This window comes from Pseudomonas sp. Sample_14, from assembly GCF_004307515.1.
Classification (GTDB): Bacteria; Pseudomonadota; Gammaproteobacteria; order Pseudomonadales; family Pseudomonadaceae; genus Aquipseudomonas; species Aquipseudomonas atacamensis.
In genome coordinates this window covers 66,425-88,289 of sequence record NZ_RCOC01000096.1, presented here as the reverse complement: position 1 = coordinate 88,289, position 21,865 = coordinate 66,425, and the positions used below count along the sequence as shown (strand labels likewise).

Below are 21,865 nucleotides of genomic sequence, written 5' to 3'. Positions count from 1 at the left end.
TTACAGGGCAAAGCACCGAGATAGAGCTGTTGGAATGGTCAGGAACGTCAAAGATCGCAGCCTCCGGCAGCTCCTGCATTTATCTTGCTCTGCCACCCACACCCCAAAATCAGCTTTGGTGGTAAGCTCGCGCACCATGAATATCTACAGCTCCCGCCCCGTTGTCCTCTGTCTCTCCGGCCACGACCCCAGTGGTGGCGCCGGCTTGCAGGCAGATATCGAAGCCCTGCTCGCGCAGGGTTGCCATGCGGCTCCGGCCGTCACCGCCCTGACCGTGCAAGACACCGTCAACGTCACTGACTTCCGCGTCCTCGACCGTGAGTGGGTACTGGCCCAGGCCAATGCCGTGCTCAATGACTCCGAAGTCGCCGCAGTGAAACTGGGCATGCTCGGTTCGCTGGAGATGGTCGACACCGTGGTCGAACTGCTCTCGGCGCACCCGCACCTGCCAGTGGTCTGCGACCCGGTGCTGCGTGCCGGCGGCGGCGGACGCCTGGGCAAGGACGAGGTCGGCTACGCGATGCGCGAGCGTCTGCTGCCGCTGTCGATCATTGCCACGCCCAATCTTCCTGAAGCGCGCATCCTCGCCGAACTGCCCGAAGGCACGGCCGACGAGTGCGCGGAAAAACTCCTGCCATTCGTCAAAAACCTGCTGATTACCGGCGGCCATGGCGACGAAACTGAAATCCACAACCGCGTGTACAGCCGCGACGGCCTGCGCGAAACCTTTATCTGCCAACGCCTGCCGGGCAGCTATCACGGCTCCGGTTGCACGCTGGCCAGCGCTTTGGCCGGGCGACTCGCTCAGGGCGAACACCTGGCCAGTGCCGTGCGCAGTGCGCTGGATTACACCTGGCGCACTTTGCGCGATGCCGAACAACTGGGCAAAGGCCAGTTCGTGCCGCGTCGCCTGCCGCTGGATTTCTGCTCGTAACGTCGTGAGGTCTGCCCGATGAAACTCCGTGGCCTGTATGCCATTACCGACAGCCAGTTGCTCGCCGGCAAGTTTCTGTCTTACGTGGAGGCGGCGCTCGACGGCGGCGTCACCCTGCTCCAATACCGCGACAAGAGCAGCGACGAGGCCCGCCGCCTGCGCGAGGCCGAGGCGTTGCGCAACCTGTGCGAGCGCTACAAGACGCAACTGATCATCAACGATGACGCCGAGCTGGCCGCACGCCTCAACGTCGGCGTGCACCTCGGGCAGACCGACGGCCCGCTGTCGCCGACCCGCGCCCTGCTCGGTTCGAAAGCGATCATCGGTTCGACCTGCCACGGGCAAATCGCCCTGGCCGAACAGGCTGCCAAAGAAGGCGCGAGTTACGTTGCCTTCGGCCGCTTCTTCAATTCCACCACCAAACCCGGTGCGCCGAGTTGCAGCCTCGACTTGCTCGACGAAGCCAAACGCACGCTGCACTTGCCGATCTGCGCGATCGGCGGGATCACCCTCGATAACGCCGCGCCACTGGTCGAGCACGGTGTCGATCTGCTCGCCGTGATCCACGGTTTGTTCGGCGCCGAGAGCAGCGCCGAAGTGACCCGCCGCGCCCGCGCCTTCAACGAACTTCTGAAAATCTGATTTGAGAGCCCGATCATGTCTCGTTCCGAAACCCTGTTTGCCAATGCTCAGAAACACATCCCCGGCGGCGTCAACTCGCCGGTGCGCGCGTTCAAGAGCGTCGGCGGCACCCCGCTGTTCTTCAAACACGCCGAAGGCGCTTACGTCACCGACGAAGATGACAAGCGTTATGTCGATTACGTGGGTTCGTGGGGGCCGATGATCCTTGGCCACAGCCATCCGGACGTGCTCGACGCGGTGCGCAATCAGCTGCAACACGGCCTGTCCTACGGTGCACCGACGTCGATGGAAACCGAGATGGCCGATCTGGTCTGCTCGCTGGTGCCGTCGATGGACATGGTGCGCATGGTCAGCTCCGGCACCGAAGCGACCATGAGCGCGATCCGTCTGGCCCGTGGTTACACCGGTCGCGACAGCATCATCAAATTCGAAGGCTGCTACCACGGCCACTCCGACAGCCTGCTGGTCAAGGCCGGTTCCGGCGCTCTGACCCAGGGCGTACCGAGCTCGGCCGGCGTGCCGGCAGCGTTCGCCAAACACACCCTGACCCTGCCGTTCAACGACATCGACGCGGTTGAAGCGATGCTGGCTGAAGTGGGTGAGGACGTGGCGTGCATCATCGTCGAACCGGTCGCCGGCAACATGAACTGCGTGCCGCCAGCGCCGGGCTTCCTCGAAGGCCTGCGTTCGCTGTGCGACAAGCACGGCGTGGTGTTGATTTTCGACGAAGTGATGACCGGTTTCCGCGTCGCCCTCGGCGGTGCCCAGGCGCACTACGGCGTGACGCCGGACCTGACCACGTTCGGCAAGATCATCGGCGGCGGTATGCCGGTGGGCTGCTTCGGTGGCAAACGCGAGATCATGCAGCGCATCGCCCCGCTCGGTCCGGTGTATCAGGCCGGTACGTTGTCGGGTAATCCGCTGGCGATGGCTGCCGGTCTGACGACCCTGCGTCTGATCAGCCGCCCGGGCTTCCACGCCGAACTGACCGACTACACCGCGCGCATGCTCGACGGTCTGCAACAGCGTGCCGATGCTGCGGGCATCCCGTTCGTGACCACTCAGGCCGGCGGCATGTTCGGTCTGTACTTCAGCGGCGCCGACGACATCGTCACCTTCGACGACGTGATGGCCAGCGACGCGGCAATGTTCGGTCGCTTCTTCCACTTGATGCTGGAAGGTGGCGTGTACCTGGCGCCGAGCGCTTTCGAAGCCGGTTTCACCTCGATCGCCCACGGCGAAGCCGAGTTGCAACTGACGCTGGACGCTGCCGAGCGCGCCTTCGCCGCATTGAAATAGTCGCCGTACCGCTGACGTTGGCTATGGCCAGCGTCAGCTTTCGCCTACATCCGCTCGGCTTTTCCGACGCGTCTGCGAAAATCCTGCCTGAATCGGGCGATATATTCCCCACGCAGCAGAAAAACGAGTAAAGACTTTGTAAGGTTGGCCCTGCTTATTTCATAATGCGCGCTTATTGGATCCCTCGACGGGTCCGCCTGCCCTTCAGAGGTAAGTCGATTCCCATGAACCGCACCGGCCGCACCCTTGCATTGGGCTGCCTGTTGCTCCTTCAGCCCCTGCTCGCGCATGCACAAGCAGGCGGCAACTCGTTGTTGATCCCGGCGATGGGTCGTTGCACCCTCAATACTCAGCCGCAAGACGTCACGCAGGCATTGGCCGCCTGCCAGAAAGCGGCGGACGAAGGGGACGCGCAAGCGCAATACGAGTTGGGTGAGTTCTACTACGACGGCAAGAACGCGCCGCGCGACCTCAATCAAGCCCTGAGCTATTTCGAAAAGGCCTCGCTGCAAGGCCACGCCCAGGCGCAATTCAAGCTCGGCAGCATGTTCTTCCACGGCGAAGGCGTGCAGGCCAACAATATCCAGGCCTACATCGTGCTGAAGATGGCAGCGGTCAACGGTGCTGAAGAGGCATTGGACACGGCTGACGAAGTCTCGGAAAAAATGTCCCGCGAAGATCTCGAAACCGCCACTCAGGTGCTCGGGCAGATTTTCCGCAAATACCTGATGGAACTGCAGAACGCCGACGGGCGCACGCCATTCTCCCCACTGCCCTAAAGGCTGTGGAGATGACCTGTGGCGAGGGGATTCATCCCCGTTGAGCTGCGAAGCAGCCCCAAACCCTGCAACCCGGTTCTGTCTGACACATATTGCTGGATGGATTGCGACTGCTTCGCAGCCGAGCGGGGATAAATCCCCTCACCACAAACTCATTCCAATCCAGAATCCGCTGTTACTTTTCAGGCATCGGCATCGGAAACGGCATGACATTGCCGACCGCGCCCCGGGCCTCGCTGATTTTCGGCGTGCCCAGACGTTCCACTTCGTCGATGCGCACGATCGAATGCATCGGCACAAAACTGCGCACCACGCCTTCGAATTGCGCCTTGAGCTTTTCTTCGCTCGGATCGACGACCATTTGCGTGCGCTCGCCAAAGACGAATTCTTCAACTTCCAGGAAACCCCACAGATCACTTTGATAGATCTGCTTGGCGTACATTTCGAACACCTGGCCCTGGTTGAGGAAAATCACCTTGTAGATTGGAGCTTCGCGTTTGGTCATGGCGGGCGGATAACATCGGGGTAAAAATGAGGGCGCGAACTATAGCATAGCCACCGGACGCACAGCGGTAGGAACCTGACGGCTTGTTCCCTATAATGCGCGGTTCTTTGAATCACGTGACGACCCGAATCCATGGCCAAGAAGCTTTACATCGAAACCCACGGTTGCCAGATGAACGAGTACGACAGCTCGCGCATGGTCGATCTGCTGGGCGAACATCAGGCCCTGGAAGTCACCGCCCGCGCGGAAGACGCCGACGTGATTCTGCTCAACACCTGCTCGATCCGCGAACGTGCGCAAGACCGCGTGTATTCGCAACTCGGCCGCTGGCGCGAACTGAAGCTGGCCAACCCCGATATGGTCATCGCCGTCGGCGGTTGCGTGGCCAGTCAGGAAGGGGCGGCGATCCGCGATCGCGCTCCTTACGTTGACGTGGTGTTCGGCCCGCAGACCCTGCACCGTCTGCCGGAGATGATCGACGCCGCGCGCAGCAGCAAGCTGCCGCAGGTCGACGTGTCGTTCCCGGAAATCGAAAAATTCGACCACCTGCCGGAGCCGCGTATCGACGGCCCGAGCGCTTATGTGTCAGTGATGGAAGGTTGCAGCAAGTACTGCACGTTCTGCGTGGTGCCGTACACCCGTGGCGAAGAGGTCAGCCGACCGTTCGACGACGTGATCGCGGAAATCATTCACCTGGCCGAACACGGCGTGCGTGAAGTGACCTTGCTCGGGCAGAACGTCAACGGCTATCGCGGCCAGACCCATGACGGTCGTCTGGCCGATCTGGCCGAACTGATCCGCGTGGTCGCCGCTGTCGATGGCATCGACCGCATCCGCTACACCACGTCGCACCCGCTGGAGTTCTCCGACAGCCTGATCCAGGCCCACGCCGAAGTGCCGGAACTGGTCAAGCACCTGCACTTGCCGGTGCAGTCGGGCTCGGACCGGATTCTCGCGGCGATGAAGCGTAACCACACGGCGCTGGAGTACAAATCCAAGCTGCGCAAATTGCGCGCCGCCGTACCGGGGATCTGCATCAGTTCGGACTTCATCGTCGGTTTCCCCGGCGAAACCGAAAAGGACTTCGAACAGACCATGAAGCTGATTGCCGATGTCGGCTTCGATTTCTCCTACTCGTTCGTCTATAGCCAGCGCCCGGGCACGCCCGCTGCCGATCTGGCCGACGACACGCCGGAAGAATTGAAGAAAGAACGCCTGAACGCGCTGCAACATCGTCTGAATCAGCAGGGCTTCGAGATCAGCCGACAAATGGTCGGCTCGATCCAGCGCATTCTGGTGACCGATTACTCGAAGAAAGACCCGGGCGAGCTGCAAGGCCGCACCGAGAATAACCGTATCGTCAACTTCCGCTGCGACAATCCCACCCTGATTGGCCAGTTCGCCGACGTGCACATCGACGCCGCGCAACCGCACTCACTGCGTGGTTCTTTAATTCAATAACGCCGCATTTCTCCTGTGGGAGCGAGCCTGCTCGCGAAGGCGGTCTGTCAGACACATCAATTTTGAATGTGTCGCCGCCTTCGCGAGCAGGCTCGCTCCCACAGGTAAAGCGCAGCGGCGCTGATCGGCTGAGATATTTAAGAGCTTTCGCACCCACGCCACTGGCGTTATCCTTGATTTCATCCTAATTGCCCCAGGGCGGCTAAATACGACCTTGAACGCACCCATCGAACCACATCGTTTTCTCCTCGAGCCTTTTGAGGCTCGCCGCTTCGCCAATCTGTGCGGGCAATTCGACGAGCATTTGCGCTTGATCGAACAGCGCCTGGCCATCGAGATCCGCAACCGCGGAAACCAGTTCGAGTTGATTGGCGATCCAAAACTCACCACGTCCGCGGAAAACCTGCTGCGCCGCCTGTACCGGGAAACCAAGGGTACCGAGCTGTCGCCAGACCTGGTGCACCTGTTCATTCAGGAATCAGCAGATATCGACAACCCGGCCCCTGCCGAAGCGACCGTCGCCCTGCGCACCAAGAAAGGCATGATTCGCCCGCGCGGCTTGAATCAGCAACGCTACGTGAAGGAAATCCTCGGCAACGACATCAACTTCGGCATCGGCCCGGCCGGTACCGGCAAGACCTATCTGGCCGTGGCCTGCGCGGTAGATGCGCTGGAGCGCGAGCAGATCCGCCGCATCCTGCTGGTGCGTCCGGCGGTCGAAGCGGGGGAAAAACTCGGCTTCCTGCCCGGCGACCTGTCGCAGAAAATCGACCCGTACCTGCGCCCGCTCTACGACGCGCTGTACGAAATGCTCGGTTTCGAATACGTCGCCAAGCTGATCGAGAAACAGGTGATCGAAGTCGCGCCGCTGGCCTACATGCGCGGTCGTACGCTGAACAACAGCTTCATCATTCTCGACGAGAGCCAGAACACCACCGTCGAGCAGATGAAGATGTTCCTCACGCGCATCGGCTTCGGCTCCACCGCCGTGATCACCGGCGACATCACCCAGGTCGACCTGCCGCGCGGCACCAAGTCCGGCCTGCACCATGTGATCGAAGTGCTCAAAGACGTGCCGGGCATCAGCTTCACCCATTTCCAGCCCAAAGACGTCGTGCGCCACCCGTTGGTGCAGCGGATCGTCGAGGCCTACGAGCGCTTCGAGACCCGTGCCGAAGCTGCGAAGGAAGCCTCGCGCGATGCTTGAGCTGGATCTGCAAATCGCCACCGAGGCCAGCGCGCCGAGTGAAGCCGAGTTCCGCCAGTGGTGCGAACTGGCCCTGCGCCAGCGCAGCGCTGATTCGGAAATGACCATTCGTCTGGTCGACGAGGAAGAAGGCCGCGAGCTCAATCACACCTGGCGCCACAAGGACTACGCGACCAATGTGTTGTCGTTCCCGGCGGAAGTGCCTGACGAGTTTCTCGATATTCCGCTGCTCGGCGATCTGGTGATCTGCGTGGCCGTGGTCGAACGCGAAGCCGCCGAGCAGGGCAAGGAACTAAAGGCCCACTGGGCACATCTGGTCATTCACGGCTGCTTGCATCTGCTCGGTTACGACCATATAGATGACGACGAAGCCGAAGAAATGGAAGCACTGGAACGCGAGTTGCTTGCTGAACTGGGCTATCCCGATCCGTACGCGGATGACGAAACCGAACACTCCCCCATCGTTACAACAAAGGATTCAGAGTAATCGCTATGAGCGAAGATCGATCGAGCAACGGGCAGAAGTCATGGCTGGGTAAACTGACCCAGGCTTTTGCCCACGAGCCGAAGAACCGTCAGGAGCTCCTCGAGCTGCTGCGTGATGCACATCAGAACAAACTGCTGGACAGCGAAGCGCTGGCCATCGTCGAAGGCGCCATCCAGGTGGCTGACCTGCAAGTGCGCGACATCATGGTGCCGCGCTCGCAGATGGTCAGCATCAAGGCGACCCAGACACCCCGCGAATTCCTCCCTGCCGTGGTCGACTCGGCCCACTCGCGCTATCCGGTCATCGGCGAAAGCCATGACGACGTGATGGGCGTGCTGCTGGCCAAGGATCTGCTGCCGCTGATCCTCAAGGAGAACGGCGACAGCTTCAACATCAAGGACCTGCTGCGCCCGGCCACCTTCGTGCCGGAGTCCAAGCGTCTGAACGTGTTGCTGCGTGAATTCCGTGCCAACCACAACCACATGGCCATCGTCATCGACGAATACGGCGGCGTGGCCGGTCTGGTGACCATCGAAGACGTGCTCGAGCAGATCGTCGGCGACATCGAGGACGAGCACGACGTCGAAGAAGACAGCTACATCAAGCCGCTGCCCAGCGGCGATTTCCTGATCAAGGCGCTGACGCCAATCGAGAACTTCAATGAGTTCTTCGACAGCGAGTTCTCCGACGACGAGTTCGACACCGTCGGCGGCCTGGTGATGAGCGCGTTCGGGCACTTGCCAAAACGCAACGAAACCACTGAAATCGGCGCTTATCGTTTCCGCATCCTGAACGCCGACAGCCGTCGGATTCATTTGCTGCGACTGACGCCTATCGCTCGTTAATTCTAAGGACTGAAATGCGCTGGACAACCCGCCCCGGCTGGCCCGGTAACCTGCTGGCCGTGGCGGCCGGTGCAATCACCACATTCGCTCTCGCACCGTTCGACATCTGGCCGCTGGCATTGCTGGCGGTCGGTTTGTTCTACGCCGGCTTGCGTGAGCTGAGCCCGCGCCAGGCGCTCGGCCGTGGCTGGTGCTTCGGCTTCGGTCTGTTCGGTGCCGGCACCAGTTGGATCTATTACAGCATTCATCATTTCGGTGGTGCTTCGGTGTTGCTCGCCGGGTTCCTGATGCTGCTGTTCACCGCGGCGATTGCCTGGTTCTTCGCCCTGCCCGCGTGGCTGTGGGCGCGCTGGTTGCGGCGTAACGAAGCACCGCTGGCAGATGCCTTGGCCTTTGCTGCGCTGTGGGTCGGCCAGGAAGCGTTTCGCGGCTGGTTCCTTACCGGTTTCCCGTGGCTTTATTCCGGTTACAGCCAGCTCGACGGCCCGCTGGCCGGGCTCGCGCCGGTGGGCGGGATGTGGCTGGTCTCGTTTGTTCTGGCACTGACCGCAGCGCTGTTCTACAACGCGCCGCGCTTGTTGCAGGCGCGCCGCAAGGGTTTTATCGCGGCCGGCGTGGTACTTCTGGCGGGGCCTTGGGTAGCAGGCATCGCCCTCAAAGGCCACGCGTGGACCAGCCCGTCCGGCGCACCGCTGACCGTGGCCGCAATTCAGGGCAACGTCGCGCAGAGCATGAAATGGGACCCGGCCGAGCTCAACGCGCAACTGGCGCTGTACCGTGATCTCAGTTTCCGCTCCAAACCGGTCGATCTGCTGATCTGGCCGGAAACCGCCGTGCCGGTGTTGAAGGAGTCCGCCGAGGGCTATCTGACGATGATGGGCAACTTCGCCGCCGAGCGTAAATCAGCGTTGATCACCGGTGTGCCGATTCGCCAGACCGTGCATCACGAGCGGCGCTTCTTCAACGGCATCACCGTGGTCGGCGAAGGCGATGGCACTTACCTGAAGCAGAAACTGGTGCCGTTCGGCGAGTACGTGCCGTTGCAGGACGTGTTGCGCGGCTTGATCGCGTTCTTCGACCTGCCGATGTCGGACTTCGCGCGCGGCCCGTCGGATCAAGCGCTCTTGCAAGCCAAGGGTTACCAGATCGCACCGTTTATCTGCTACGAAGTGGTCTATCCGGAATTCGCCGCCGGCCTGTCGGCACGCAGTGATCTGCTGCTGACGATCAGCAACGACACCTGGTTCGGCACGTCCATCGGCCCGCTGCAGCATTTGCAGATGGCGCAGATGCGCGCGCTGGAAGCCGGACGCTGGATGATCCGCGCGACCAACAACGGCGTTACCGGCCTGATCAATCCGTTCGGGCAGATCACCGAGCAGATTCCGCAGTTCGAACAAGGCGTGTTGTATGGCGAAGTGGTACCGATGCACGACCTGACGCCGTACCTGCAATGGCGTTCGTGGCCGCTGATCGTGTTGTGCCTGCTGCTGTTTGGCTGGGCGTTGATGGCCAGCCGCATGTCGAAGACCCTCTGAGAAATGTGGCGAGGGGATTTATCCCCGCTGGAGTGCGCAGCAGTCCCCTCTTCTGAAGGCAAGAGAGGGGCCGCTACGCGCCCCATCGGGGATAAATCCCCTCGCCACAATGATCTTCAGCGGTAAAACAACGAATACCCCACCTGCCCCACCGCTTCATTGAGCAACTGCCCGCTCTGCCAGATCGACTTGAACTCCGGCAGCCAGCCGCCAAATGGCCGTGCGTTATCGGTACCGAGGAAACCCACCGGTGCCGGCACCACCTCAAAACCCGCCTGCTCAAAGCTCCACACCGCACGCGGCATGTGCCACGCCTGCGTCACCACGACAACCCGCTTGAGCCCCTGGGGCAAGAGAATATCTGCCGTCATCTTCGCGTTCTCCCATGTGGTGCGGCTCTCGCCTTCCTGCCAGCGCACGCTCACGTCGAAGTCATCACGCAACGAATCCGCCATCAACTTCGCCTCGGTCGGGGGCGTGCCGTAATGCAGGCCGCCGCTGGTCAGAATCGGCAGGCCCGAGGCCTTGGCCAGGCGTGCGGCGTAACGCTGACGCTCAAGGCCGACGCCGGTCGGCTGGTCTTCGCCCCAGGCCAGATCACCGCGCTCACGCCCCGAGCCCAGCACCACAATCGCATCGGCACGTTGCGCCAGGGTCGTCCATTCTGACCGCGCCAGCGGCGGCTCACGCTCCAGCGCCTTGGCGCTCCACTGCACGACCACCGGCAGGCTCATCAGCAGCAGGCCACCAAATCCGAAGGCAAAACATACGCCAGCCAGACGCGGCCGCGAGCGGCGCAGCCACCAGGCCGCCAGCAACAGCAGCAAAAGAATGCCGGGCGGCAGTAAAAGTTGTTTGATGAAATAGCGAAAGGGCATCGGGCATCTCCAAAGATGCCCGAAGCCTAAGAGTGTTGATTACGCGTTACAACCAGTAGGCCGGATCCGGTTGCAAAAGATCCGTTTCATGACCTGCCATGCGCTTACTTGGCCTGCACAGAACGCACCTTGCCGGTGTCTCTGCGCGGCGCCTTGTCCTTGAGCCAGATGACCTTGGCCGAATGTGCTGCATCGAGCTGCTTCACTGCTTGAGACAGGCATCCCTGCGTTTCACGTTCACTGCGATCCAGATAGGCCTTGACCAGTTTGAACTCGGCGGGACTCAAGCCACGCAATTCCAGTTCCAGGGGGCGCTCGTCGCGCAGCCGGTCGGCGGTTTTCACGGCGTCCAGCGCCATGCCCAGACGATCGATCAACCTTTCATACAACTCGGGTTTCGTTACGTTCTTTTTCCGTTGCTCCACCATCCCTCACCTCATTGAAGATAAGACTCACTCCCCAATTAGAGCTTAGCTTCGCTGCACGAACCGGCTACACGCCGCGACCAACGGCCCTCGTCGCCCAAAAGCTCGGGCAAACAGCTGTAATCAGGGTTTCCCTCGGCCAAGCGCGGTCATGTATGCTACGGCGCTTCCTGTCATTCCACTTCCAGCGCACCCGGGCCATCCCGTATGCCGCCGTCGAAGAGGATTAGGCCACCCCTATCCAGTACAAAAGTAGCCATGCACGAACAATATCAGCCACGTGAGATCGAAGCCGCCGCCCAGTCGTTCTGGGATGAGCAAAAGTCCTTTGAAGTCAGTGAACAGCCAGGCAAGGAAACCTACTACTGCCTGTCGATGTTCCCTTACCCCAGCGGCAAGCTGCACATGGGCCACGTGCGCAACTACACCATTGGCGACGTGATCTCGCGCTACCAGCGCATGCAGGGCAAGAATGTTCTGCAGCCCATGGGTTGGGATGCGTTCGGCATGCCGGCGGAAAACGCCGCAATGAAAAACAACGTAGCGCCCGCCAAGTGGACCTACGAGAACATCGCCTACATGAAGTCGCAGCTGCGCAGCCTCGGCCTCGCGGTGGACTGGTCCCGTGAAGTGACCACCTGCAAGCCGGACTACTACCGCTGGGAACAATGGCTGTTCACCCGCCTGTTCGAAAAAGGCGTGATCTACCGTAAAAACGGCACCGTGAACTGGGACCCGGTCGACCAGACCGTTCTGGCCAACGAGCAAGTCATCGACGGCCGTGGCTGGCGCTCCGGCGCGCTGATCGAAAAGCGCGAAATCCCGATGTACTACTTCAAGATCACCGCTTACGCCGACGAGCTGCTGGAAAGCCTCGATGAACTGACTGGCTGGCCGGAACAGGTCAAGACCATGCAGCGCAACTGGATCGGCAAGTCCCGTGGCATGGAAGTGCAGTTCCCGTACAACGTCGATTCGATCGGCGAAGCCGGCACCCTGAAAGTCTTCACCACCCGTCCGGACACCCTGATGGGCGCGACCTACGTCGCCGTGGCTGCCGAGCACCCGCTGGCCACCCTGGCCGCGCAGAACAATGCCGAGCTGCAAGCGTTCATCGCTGAATGCAAGGGCGGCAGCGTCGCTGAAGCCGATGTCGCCACCCAGGAAAAGAAAGGCCTGCCGACCGGCCTGTTCGTCGAGCACCCGCTGACCGGCGAGAAGCTGCCGGTGTGGGTCGCCAACTACGTGCTGATGCACTACGGCGACGGCGCGGTCATGGCGGTTCCGGCGCACGACGAGCGCGATTTCGAATTCGCGCACAAGTACAATCTGCCGGTGAAATCGGTGGTGCGCACCAGCTCCGGTGATACCAACCCGGCGCCATGGCAAGACGCCTATGGCGAGCACGGCACGCTGATCAACTCCGGTGAATTCGACGGCCTCGACTTCGCCGGCGCGTTCGACGCCATGGAAGTGGCCCTGATCAAGAAACAACTCGGCGCCTCGCGCACCCAGTTCCGCCTGCGCGACTGGGGCATCAGCCGCCAGCGCTACTGGGGCTGCCCGATCCCGATCATCCACTGCGCCACCTGCGGCGACGTGCCGGTGCCGGAAGATCAACTGCCGGTCGTATTGCCGGAAGACGTGGTGCCGGACGGCGCCGGTTCGCCGCTGGCGCGCATGCCCGAGTTCTACGAGTGCAGCTGCCCGAAATGCGGCGCGCCGGCCAAACGTGAAACCGACACCATGGACACCTTCGTCGAGTCGTCGTGGTACTACGCCCGTTACGCCTCGCCGCACTTTGAAGGTGGCCTGGTGGAAAAATCCGCGGCCGATCACTGGCTGCCGGTGGATCAGTACATCGGTGGTATCGAACACGCCATTCTGCACCTGCTCTACGCGCGCTTCTTCCACAAGTTGATGCGCGACGAAGGTCTGGTCAGCTCCAACGAGCCGTTCAAGAACCTGCTGACCCAGGGCATGGTGATCGCCGAGACCTACTATCGTCGCGAAGCCAACGGTGCTTACACCTGGTTCAACCCGGCAGACGTAGAACTTGAGCGTGACAGCAAAGCCAAGGTGATCAGCGCCAAGCTGAAGTCCGACGGCCTGCCGGTGGAAATCGGCGGTACCGAGAAGATGGCCAAGTCGAAGAACAACGGCGTCGACCCGCAGTCGATGATCGACCAGTTCGGTGCCGACACCTGCCGCCTGTTCATGATGTTCGCCTCGCCGCCTGACATGAGCGCGGAATGGTCCGATTCCGGCGTTGAAGGTTCGCACCGTTTCCTCAAGCGCGTCTGGCGTCTGGCGCAAGCCCACGTGACCCAGGGCCTGCCGGGCAAACTGGATATCGCCGCTCTGAACGACGAGCAGAAAACCGTGCGTCGTGCGATTCACCTGGCGATCAAGCAGGCCAGCCATGACGTCGGCCAGAACCACAAATTCAACACGGCCATCGCTCAGGTGATGACGCTGATGAACGTGCTGGAAAAAGCCGCCCAAGGCACCGAACAGGACCGTGCGCTGCTGCACGAAGGTCTGGAAGCGGTGACCCTGCTGCTGGCACCGATCACCCCGCACATCAGCCACGAACTGTGGAAGCAGTTGGGTCACGCCGATGCGGTGATCGATGCAGGCTGGCCGGCCGTGGACGAAAGTGCCTTGGTGCAGGACAACCTGACCCTGGTCATTCAGGTCAACGGCAAGCTGCGCGGGCAGATCGAAATGCCGGCCAGCGCCACCCGCGAAGAGATCGAAGCCGCTGCACGCATCAACGAAAACGTGCTGCGTTTCGTCGACGGCCTGACCATTCGCAAAGTGATCGTGGTGCCGGGCAAACTGGTCAACATCGTCGCCAGCTAAATTGGATCGGCTGCCAGGCTCGCCTGGCAGCCAGTAAAACCTTTCGGGCCGCAGAGTCGGCTCACCTGGTTTCAAGGGGAGCAACACAATGATCAAACGCAATCTGCTGGTGATGGGCCTCGCCGTTCTGCTGAGCGCCTGCGGTTTCCAGTTGCGTGGTACCGGCACCAACGAACTGTCGATCAAGGAAATCGACCTGAGCGCGCGTAACGCTTATGGCGAAACCGTAAGACAGCTGCGTCAGACGCTGGAGTCCAGCGGCGTCAAGGTTTACAGCGGCGCGCCGTACAAGCTGTATCTGGCTGACGAGCAGGAAAGCCAGCGCATCCTCAGCTATGCCGGTGCCGGGCGCACAGGCGAGTATCAGGTCAACACCGTGCTGAGCTATGACATCCGCGGCGAGAAAAACCTGTCGCTGATCAGCGACAAGCTCGAAGTGCAGAAGGTGTTCATTCACGACGGCAACAACCTTGTCGGCTCCGATCAGGAAGCCAACGACGCCCGTCATGAAATCCGTCGCGAGCTGGTGCAACGCATGATGCTGCGCCTGTCGCAGCTGACCCCGGGCCAGTTGCAGCAACTGCAGCAAACCGCCAATGACCGCGCCAAGGCTGAAGCCGATGCGCTGGAAGCGGCGCAGAAGGCTGAGGCGGAAACTCCGCGTCAGTCGCCGCTCGAAATCCCGCAGCAGTAAGACGGTCGGGGCGCTCAGGCGCCCCGCTCGCCCTTCTTTATGAAGCTCGCACCCGCGCAACTCGGCAAACACCTGCAAGGCGCACTCGCGCCGGTCTACATCATCAGCGGCGATGATCCGTTGCTGTGTCAGGAAGCCGCCGACGCCATCCGCACCGCTGCCCGTCAGCAAGGTTTCGACGAACGTCAGGTGTTCGCCGCCGATGCCAATTTCGATTGGGGTACGTTGTTGCAGGCCGGCGCAAGCATGTCGCTGTTCGCCGAAAAACGCCTGCTGGAACTGCGCCTGCCATCCGGTAAACCTGGCGACAAAGGCGCCGCCGCGCTGATCGAATATTGCTCACGTCCTGCGGAAGACACGGTCCTGCTGATCAGCTTGCCGAAGCTCGATGGCAGCGCGCAGAAAACCAAGTGGGGCAAGGCGCTGGTCGAAGGCCAACAGACCCAGTTTGTGCAGATCTGGCCGGTGGATGCCAATCAGCTGCCGAGCTGGATTCGTCAGCGCCTGTCCCAGGCCGGTCTGTCGGCCAGTCAGGACGCGGTCGAATTGATTGCCGCGCGTGTCGAAGGCAACCTGCTCGCCGCCGCCCAGGAAATCGAAAAGCTCAAACTGATGGCCGAAGGTGGGCAGATCACCGTTGAAACCGTGCAGGCCGCCGTGGCCGACAGTGCCCGGTTCGACGTGTTCGGCCTGACCGACGCGGTACTCAACGGCGAACCGGCCCACGCCTTGCGCATGCTTGAGGGTTTGCGCGGCGAAGGCGTCGAACCGCCGGTGATCCTCTGGGCACTGGCGCGGGAGTTGCGCCTGCTGGCCAACATCTCCCTGCAATACAGCCAGGGCACGCCACTGGACAAGTGTTTCAGCCAGTCGAAACCGCCGGTCTGGGACAAGCGCAAGCCGTTGATGAGCAAGGCTTTGCAACGCTACTCGGCGCAACGCTGGGCGCAATTGCTGCTTGAAGCGCAGCGTATCGACGCGCAGATCAAGGGCCAGGCGGCGGGTTCGCCGTGGATGAGCTTGAGTCGTCTGGCGTTGTTGATGGCAGGCCAGCGCCTGACACTTCCTGCCGAATAACCTGTTTCCCGCATAACGGCCATTCGCGAGCAAGCTCGCTCCCACATTGAAATGCATTCCAAATGTGGGAGCGAGCTTGCTCGCGAAAGCGCCAGAACATTCCTACACAACAGGCACTGGACAGACGCCCAACATCGGCAGATTATTTGCCGCGCCAAACCCACTCAATCCAGAGAACCCTCATGAGCAAAAAGCCAGCAAAGCATGGCCCCAACAAGGCCAAATCAATCGTCGCCCAGCCCTTGTTCCGCAGCCGCCAGGAACGACCCGCCAAGGGCAAAGGCAGCTACCGCCGCGAAGCCTTCCGGTCTGACAACCGGGAGGCTTTTTACTTTCTGGCTGCCTGAAGCGCACTACCCCTCGCTCATGTTAAGGTCTGCACCTGATTCGTTTCCCTGGAACTGTGCATGCCCCCAAGTCTTTCCCGTCGTTGGCCCGTGCGCCAATTGATCGCTGCCTCCAGCTTCATCCTGCTTGTCGCCTGCGCGGAAAAACCCACCGCCGCCGATGCACAACCGCTTCAAGCCGCCCCGGTTACCACGGCCCCAGCGATTATTCCGCCGGTAGTGCCGTCCGCCGACCCGCTCGATATTCAACCGACCCAGACCTTTGCCGAATGGCAGGCGGGCTTCCGCAAGGACGCCCTCGCCGCCGGGATTCGCCCCGAGCTGTTCGATCAGGCATTTGCCAACATCAGCTTCGACGCCAGCGTGATCCGTGCCGATCGCAGTCAGCCGGAGTTTTCCCGCCCGGTGTGGGAATACCTCGACGGTGCGCTGTCGCCACTGCGCGTGCGCAAAGGCCAGGCGTTGATCAATCAGTACGCCGACATTCTGCAAAGCATCGAGCAGCGTTATGGCGTTGATCGCCAGGCGCTGGTGTCGGTGTGGGGCATGGAAAGCAATTTCGGTCAGTTTCAGGGCAGCAAGTCGGTGATCAACTCGCTGGCCACCCTTGCCTACGAAGGCCGTCGTCCTGGCTTTGCTCACGCGCAACTGATCGCCGCCCTGCAGATTCTGCAACAGGGCGATATCACCCCGGAGAAAATGCTCGGCTCCTGGGCCGGCGCGATGGGCCAGACCCAGTTCATTCCGACCACTTACAACACCCACGCCGTGGACTTTGACGGTGACGGTCGCCGCGACATCTGGGGCAGCCCGGCCGATGCGCTGGCCTCCACCGCGCATTATCTGCAAAGCTCGGGCTGGCAACGCGGCCAGCCGTGGGGTTTCGAAGTGCAATTGCCGAGCGGTTTCAACTACACGCTGGCCGATGGCGCGATTCGTAAAAGCGTCGCCGAATGGCGGCAACTGGGCGTGAACCTGCCCAATGGCGCGCAGGTGCCAGCCGGTTCCGAACAACTGTCGGCCGCCCTGCTGCTGCCGGCCGGTTATCGCGGCCCGGCGTTCCTGATCCTCGACAACTTCCGGGCGATTCTCAAGTACAACAATTCGTCGTCGTATGCGCTGGCGGTGAGCCTGTTGTCCGAGCGCTTTGAAGGCGCGGGCCTGATCAATGGCGACTGGCCGAAAGATGATCTGCCGCTGAGCCGCACCGAGCGCATCGAACTGCAGACGCTATTAAGCGCGCGTAATTACGACGCCGGCACGGCGGACGGGATTATCGGCGCCAATACCCGCAAGGCCATTCGCAGTGCCCAGCAGGCGCTGGGCTGGCCGGCGGATGGGTATCCGACGCACAAGTTGCTTGAGAGCCTGCGCGCCCAATAAAAGCTTCGCGGGCTTGCCCGCGATGACTGACTGTCAGGCGACCAATTTCTAGACTTTGATCACCACATCCTGCTCCAGCAGCAACTCCTGCTTCCCCGCATCCAGGCGCACCAGCGCGCCCAACGGCAGTGTCAGGTTCGGGTCGCAATGGCCACTGCGCCAACCCGACAACACCGGAATCCGCAACGGCTCAAAGGTTTGCTTGAGCAGCCGATTCAGCGCGTCGACCTCCACCCCGGCGATATCACCGACCAGCACACCGCGCAGTCGGGCCAGCTTGCCGGCCAGACGCATCTGGGTCAGCAGGCGATCAATGCGATACAGCGGCTCGTTGATGTCCTCGATGAACAGAACTGCGCCTTCGACATCAATCTCGTAGGGCGTGCCGAGGGTTGCAGCAATCATTGCCAGGTTGCCGCCGAGCAAACGCCCGTGAGCGATGCCCGGTTCGACGGTGGATAACGGATAAGCCGCCGGATGGCTCAGCACACTCCCTGACTTCATTTGCCCGCGCAGCATGGCGAAGAATGAGGTGACGGTCGGCGGCTCCTTGTCGCCGAGCAGGTCGGCATTGAGCAGCGGGCCGTGAAAGGTCACAAACCCGGCGTAGCGACTGATGGCCAGGTGCAGCGCGGTGATGTCGCTATAGCCGACAAACGGCTTGGCATGCCGGCTGAGCAGGTCGTAATCGATTCGGTCGAGCAGACGCGGCGTGCCGTAGCCGCCGCGCAGGCAAATGATCGCGTCGACTTCAGGATCAGCGAATGCCGCGTGCAGATCGCGCAGGCGTACGTCGTCACTGCCGGCCAGATAGCCGTCCTTCTCATAGACACCCGGAAACACCTTCAGCCCATAGCCGCGCGCGCGCATCCATTGCAGCGTTTTTTCAGTATCGAGGGCGCCGGGGCCGGCAGGCGCGATGACGCCAATCGTCCCTTCGGAGGGCAGCGCCGGTACGGGTCGGTGGGCAATCAGGGTGTGGCTCGGTCGAACGGTCATCCTTGGGCTCCAGCGGTAAAGTCATGCACACACAGTAGTCAGCTGAAGAGACAAACAAAAGCCCCTTGTCTCAGGCAAAAAAATGCCCGCCGAGGAACTGTCCTCGGCGGGCATTTTTACATCAGCAGTGAATCAGGAACCCAGCAGCTCGGCCTTGACCAGCTTCGCCTGCTCGTCGGCGTGGTACGAGGAACGTACCAGCGGGCCCGAAGCGACGTTCTTGAAGCCCATCTTGTAACCTTCTTCGGCGAACCAGGCGAAAGTGTCCGGGTGCACGAAACGCTGCACCGGCAAGTGACTGCGCGACGGTTGCAGGTACTGCCCGAGGGTCAGCATGTCGATGTCGTGTTCGCGCATGCGCTTCATGACTTCGATGACTTCCTCGTCGGTCTCGCCCAGACCCAGCATCAGGCCGGACTTGGTCGGAATGTGCGGCATCATCTGCTTGAAGCGTTGCAGCAGGGTCAGCGACCACTGGTAATCCGAGCCCGGACGCGCAGCCTTGTACAGGCGCGGCACGGTTTCCAGATTGTGGTTGAACACATCCGGCGGCTCGGCAGCGGTGATTTCCAGGGCGATGTCCATGCGCCCACGGTAGTCCGGGACCAGGGTCTCGAGCTGCACGTTTGGCGACAGTTTGCGGATTTCGCGGATGCAGTCGGCAAAGTGCTGGGCACCGCCGTCACGCAGGTCGTCGCGGTCCACCGACGTGATCACCACGTATTTGAGCTTGAGGTCGGCGATGGCGATGGCCAGGCTTTCCGGCTCGTTGACGTCCAGTGGCTTCGGACGACCGTGGCCAACGTCGCAGAACGGGCAGCGACGAGTGCAGATGTCGCCCATGATCATGAAGGTTGCGGTGCCGCCGGAGAAGCATTCGCCGAGGTTCGGGCAGGACGCTTCTTCGCAGACACTGTGCAGCTTGTGCTTGCGCAGCAGGCTCTTGATGCGATCGACTTCCGGCGAAACCGGGATGCGCACGCGGATCCAGTCGGGTTTCTTCGGCAGTTCGGTGGTCGGAATGATCTTGACCGGGATGCGTGCAACCTTCTCGGCGCCGCGCAGCTTGACGCCGGCTTCAACCTTGGGACGCGGGGCCGGGCGCTCGGTCACGTCGAGCGTCGGGATCATGGTTTGCACTGCATCAGTAGTCATATCAGTCGATTCCGCCCGTGAGGGTCGTCTGCTCAGCATAGTCGAGGTGTTTGACGAGCTGCGCGCGCAGCCGGGCACTTACCTCGGCAAATTCAATCGATCCTGCGTGATCGCTCAGCTGGGTCATGGCCAGCCCGGCGTAGCCGCAGGGATTAATCCGTCGAAACGGTTCCAGGTTCATATCCACGTTCAGGGCCAGGCCATGAAAGGAACAACCGTGGCGAATGCGCAAACCCAGAGAAGCGATTTTCGCTCCATCGACGTATACGCCGGGAGCATCTGGCTTGGCGGCGGCGGTGACGCCGTAGCTGGCCAGCAGTTCGATCAGGCAGGCTTCCATGCGGCTGACCAGATCACGCACGCCGAAACCCAGCTTGCGTACATCCAGTAACAGATAAGCCACCAGCTGCCCGGGGCCATGATAAGTCACTTGGCCGCCACGATCGACCTGCACCACCGGAATATCTCCCGGCAGCAACAGGTGTTCAGCCTTGCCGGCCTGGCCCTGGGTGAACACTGGCGGGTGTTCGACGAGCCAGATTTCGTCGGCGGCAGCATTGCCGCGTTCGTTGGTAAAGCGCTGCATGGCATGCCAGACCGGCTCGTAAGCCATCTGGCCCAGCTCGCGAAAGCCCAGCGTGCCGTGCATCACAACACCATGTGCACGATGCCGGAAGCCCGCAGTTCGCTGTTGATGTTGTACAGCTGATCCTGGTCGGTGGCGACGATGTGCAACTGGATGGTGGTGTATTTGCCGTTGCTGCTTTGACGCTCGTCGATGCGCTCATCATTGATGGTCGCGTGTTTCAGGACGATCGCGATGATCTTGTCCTTGTTGCCAACACCCGTATCACTGATCACCTTGATCGGATAATCGGTCTGGGGAAATTCGATCTTTGGCGCCTTTACTTCGGTATCGGTCATGGCGTAACGGCCTCTAGAGTGCAAGCCGTGGTAACGCACATGGCCCCGCACCGGATCGGGGCGGGGCCATGCAGGTCAACACAAAATCAGTTGAACAAGCCGTAGAAGAATAGACGGATGCTATCCCACATGCGGCGGAAGATACCACCCTCCTCGACGCCATCCAGAGCGATCAGGTCGGCGCTGTGCACTACCTTGTCTTCCAGTTTGACTTCGACTTTACCGATCACGTCGCCCTTGGCGATTGGCGCAACCAGTTGCGGGTTCATGGTCATGCTGGCAGCGAGCTTCTTCAGCTGGCCTTTTGGCAGAGTCATGGTCAGGTCTTGCGCCAGGCCGGCCTTGACCTGGCTGGTGGTGCCTTTCCATACCGGCGCCTGCGCCAGTTCGGTGCCCTTCTGGTAGAAGGTCTGGGTTTCGAAGAAGCGGAAACCGTAGGTCAGCAGCTTCTGGGTTTCAGCCGCGCGGGCCACTTCGCTGTTGGTGCCGAACACCACGGCGATCAGACGCTGGCCGTCACGTACCGCCGAGGACACCATGCAGTAGCCGGCTTCATCAGTGTGGCCGGTTTTCAGACCGTCAACGGTCTTGTCGCGCCACAGCAGCAGGTTGCGGTTAGGCTGCTTGATGCCGTTCCAGAAGAACTCTTTCTGCGAGTAGATCGCATAGTGAGCCGGGTCTTCGTGGATGATCGCACGGGCCAGAATCGCCATGTCGTGCGCCGACGAGTAGTGCTCAGGGTTTGGCAGACCGGTCGGGTTCATGAAGTGGGTATTGGTCATGCCCAGTTCGGTGACGGTCTTGTTCATCAGATCGGCGAACGCGTCTTCGCTGCCGGCGATGTGCTCGGCCAAGGCGACGCTGGCGTCGTTACCCGACTGGATGATGATGCCGTGCAGCAGGTCGCTGACAGTCACCTGCGAACCGACCTTGATGAACATCCGCGAACCGCCGGTGCGCCAGGCGTTTTCGCTGACGGTCACCGGATCGTTTTCACCGATCTGACCGCGACGGATTTCCAGGGTCGCGATGTACGCGGTCATCAGCTTGGTCAGGCTGGCCGGTGGCAGACGCTGGTCGCCGTTGTTTTCGACCAGCACGTTACCGCTGCTGGCGTCCATCAGAACATAGGCCTTGGCGGCCAGTTGTGGTGGCGACGGCATCATCTCGGCCGCGAAGGCGGCTGGCGAGAGGAGCAGCGGGACTAGCAGACACAGGCGTTTGGCAAAGGTGGTGATGTTCATCCGTCTCTCGAAATCGCTAATGGAAACTTGCCCGAAGGCAAAACTTATTCAGACAGCCTTCTAACGGGCCATCGCGTGTTCAGTTGCTCACTCCAGTCACCCTTGCCGGGCTTTTGTTCTTCGACGAGCCAACAACCTGGTTCACCCCCCGAATACCGCAAGTGAACCGTCAATCAA

Annotated in this window: 22 protein-coding genes; 14 read left to right on the top strand and 8 right to left on the bottom strand. The window is 61.3% G+C overall.

The window, feature by feature from the left end; translation table 11 throughout:
* Positions 1–136: 136 nt before the first annotated feature.
* The 4 genes from D8U61_RS24780 (at position 137) to D8U61_RS24765 (ending at position 3,654) form a co-directional block, all read left to right on the top strand.
* A complete protein-coding gene (locus D8U61_RS24780) occupies positions 137–934 on the top strand; it encodes a hydroxymethylpyrimidine/phosphomethylpyrimidine kinase (RefSeq protein ID WP_007909650.1) in 798 nt (265 codons plus the stop codon).
* A gap of 18 nt (positions 935–952) precedes the next feature.
* Positions 953–1,576 (top strand): thiamine phosphate synthase, encoded by a 624-nt coding sequence (gene thiE / locus D8U61_RS24775; RefSeq protein ID WP_076564266.1) that lies wholly within the window; start codon positions 953–955, stop codon positions 1,574–1,576.
* 15 nt (positions 1,577–1,591) lie between these two features.
* Complete coding sequence (hemL, locus tag D8U61_RS24770) at positions 1,592–2,875, top strand: glutamate-1-semialdehyde 2,1-aminomutase (RefSeq protein WP_016773047.1); 1,284 nt, start codon at positions 1,592–1,594, stop codon at positions 2,873–2,875.
* 224 nt (positions 2,876–3,099) lie between these two features.
* The gene (locus D8U61_RS24765; RefSeq protein WP_016773046.1) at positions 3,100–3,654 is read left to right on the top strand and encodes a tetratricopeptide repeat protein; all 555 of its coding nucleotides are present in this window, start codon (positions 3,100–3,102) and stop codon (positions 3,652–3,654) included.
* A 175-nt stretch (positions 3,655–3,829) separates the two neighbouring features.
* Here D8U61_RS24765 and D8U61_RS24760 read toward each other — a convergent pair whose 3' ends face one another.
* Complete coding sequence (locus D8U61_RS24760) at positions 3,830–4,159, bottom strand: DUF1820 family protein (RefSeq protein ID WP_016773045.1); 330 nt, start codon at positions 4,157–4,159, stop codon at positions 3,830–3,832.
* Positions 4,160–4,291: 132 nt separating this feature from the next.
* Between D8U61_RS24760 and miaB the strand changes: the two genes are divergently transcribed.
* The 5 genes from miaB to lnt all read left to right on the top strand — a co-directional run bounded on the left by miaB (position 4,292) and on the right by lnt (position 9,697).
* Positions 4,292–5,620, top strand: coding sequence for a tRNA (N6-isopentenyl adenosine(37)-C2)-methylthiotransferase MiaB (gene miaB / locus D8U61_RS24755; RefSeq protein ID WP_016773044.1), 1,329 nt, complete (start codon positions 4,292–4,294; stop codon positions 5,618–5,620).
* Between the two features lie 214 nt (positions 5,621–5,834).
* Positions 5,835–6,827 carry a PhoH family protein gene (locus tag D8U61_RS24750; protein WP_016773043.1) on the top strand — a complete coding sequence of 331 codons (993 nt, stop codon included), beginning with the start codon at positions 5,835–5,837 and terminating at the stop codon, positions 6,825–6,827.
* Positions 6,820–7,314, top strand: a complete 495-nt coding sequence (gene ybeY / locus D8U61_RS24745) for an rRNA maturation RNase YbeY (protein WP_016773042.1) — start codon at positions 6,820–6,822, stop codon at positions 7,312–7,314. Before D8U61_RS24750 ends, ybeY begins: the two co-directional genes overlap by 8 nt.
* Before the next feature lie 5 nt (positions 7,315–7,319).
* The gene (locus D8U61_RS24740; protein ID WP_024014438.1) at positions 7,320–8,159 is read left to right on the top strand and encodes an HlyC/CorC family transporter; all 840 of its coding nucleotides are present in this window, start codon (positions 7,320–7,322) and stop codon (positions 8,157–8,159) included.
* 14 nt (positions 8,160–8,173) lie between these two features.
* Positions 8,174–9,697 carry an apolipoprotein N-acyltransferase gene (gene lnt, locus D8U61_RS24735; protein ID WP_130927840.1) on the top strand — a complete coding sequence of 508 codons (1,524 nt, stop codon included), beginning with the start codon at positions 8,174–8,176 and terminating at the stop codon, positions 9,695–9,697.
* A 116-nt stretch (positions 9,698–9,813) separates the two neighbouring features.
* Here lnt and D8U61_RS24730 read toward each other — a convergent pair whose 3' ends face one another.
* Together D8U61_RS24730 and D8U61_RS24725 are read right to left on the bottom strand one after the other, a co-directional pair.
* Entirely contained in the window at positions 9,814–10,575 is a 762-nt protein-coding gene (locus D8U61_RS24730; protein WP_130927839.1) for a YdcF family protein, read from the bottom strand.
* Between the two features lie 104 nt (positions 10,576–10,679).
* Complete coding sequence (locus D8U61_RS24725) at positions 10,680–11,003, bottom strand: hypothetical protein (RefSeq protein WP_024014441.1); 324 nt, start codon at positions 11,001–11,003, stop codon at positions 10,680–10,682.
* Between the two features lie 255 nt (positions 11,004–11,258).
* Between D8U61_RS24725 and leuS the strand changes: the two genes are divergently transcribed.
* The 5 genes from leuS to D8U61_RS24700 all read left to right on the top strand — a co-directional run bounded on the left by leuS (position 11,259) and on the right by D8U61_RS24700 (position 17,366).
* On the top strand, positions 11,259–13,865 hold the full coding sequence (leuS, locus tag D8U61_RS24720; protein ID WP_123443276.1) for a leucine--tRNA ligase: 2,607 nt from the start codon (positions 11,259–11,261) through the stop codon (positions 13,863–13,865).
* A gap of 88 nt (positions 13,866–13,953) precedes the next feature.
* Positions 13,954–14,559, top strand: coding sequence for an LPS assembly lipoprotein LptE (lptE, locus tag D8U61_RS24715; RefSeq protein WP_130927838.1), 606 nt, complete (start codon positions 13,954–13,956; stop codon positions 14,557–14,559).
* A 39-nt stretch (positions 14,560–14,598) separates the two neighbouring features.
* Positions 14,599–15,636, top strand: a complete 1,038-nt coding sequence (gene holA, locus D8U61_RS24710) for a DNA polymerase III subunit delta (protein WP_016773036.1) — start codon at positions 14,599–14,601, stop codon at positions 15,634–15,636.
* A 182-nt stretch (positions 15,637–15,818) separates the two neighbouring features.
* Positions 15,819–15,983: an alternative ribosome rescue factor ArfA gene (gene arfA / locus D8U61_RS24705; RefSeq protein WP_016773035.1), complete on the top strand. Its 165-nt coding sequence runs from the start codon at positions 15,819–15,821 to the stop codon at positions 15,981–15,983.
* A 60-nt stretch (positions 15,984–16,043) separates the two neighbouring features.
* Entirely contained in the window at positions 16,044–17,366 is a 1,323-nt protein-coding gene (locus tag D8U61_RS24700; RefSeq protein ID WP_016773034.1) for a lytic murein transglycosylase, read from the top strand.
* Positions 17,367–17,414: 48 nt separating this feature from the next.
* On the opposite strand, the gene D8U61_RS24695 is transcribed toward D8U61_RS24700, so the two are convergent.
* The 5 genes from D8U61_RS24695 to D8U61_RS24675 all read right to left on the bottom strand — a co-directional run bounded on the left by D8U61_RS24695 (position 17,415) and on the right by D8U61_RS24675 (position 21,688).
* Positions 17,415–18,365 carry an LD-carboxypeptidase gene (locus D8U61_RS24695; protein WP_130927837.1) on the bottom strand — a complete coding sequence of 317 codons (951 nt, stop codon included), beginning with the start codon at positions 18,363–18,365 and terminating at the stop codon, positions 17,415–17,417.
* Positions 18,366–18,497: 132 nt separating this feature from the next.
* Positions 18,498–19,496 carry a lipoyl synthase gene (lipA, locus tag D8U61_RS24690; RefSeq protein WP_160768663.1) on the bottom strand — a complete coding sequence of 333 codons (999 nt, stop codon included), beginning with the start codon at positions 19,494–19,496 and terminating at the stop codon, positions 18,498–18,500.
* A 25-nt stretch (positions 19,497–19,521) separates the two neighbouring features.
* On the bottom strand, positions 19,522–20,169 hold the full coding sequence (gene lipB, locus D8U61_RS24685) for a lipoyl(octanoyl) transferase LipB (protein WP_024014445.1): 648 nt from the start codon (positions 20,167–20,169) through the stop codon (positions 19,522–19,524).
* On the bottom strand, positions 20,169–20,444 hold the full coding sequence (locus D8U61_RS24680) for a DUF493 domain-containing protein (RefSeq protein WP_024014446.1): 276 nt from the start codon (positions 20,442–20,444) through the stop codon (positions 20,169–20,171). Before D8U61_RS24680 ends, lipB begins: the two co-directional genes overlap by 1 nt.
* Before the next feature lie 86 nt (positions 20,445–20,530).
* Complete coding sequence (locus D8U61_RS24675; RefSeq protein WP_016773028.1) at positions 20,531–21,688, bottom strand: D-alanyl-D-alanine carboxypeptidase family protein; 1,158 nt, start codon at positions 21,686–21,688, stop codon at positions 20,531–20,533.
* Positions 21,689–21,865: the final 177 nt, after the last annotated feature.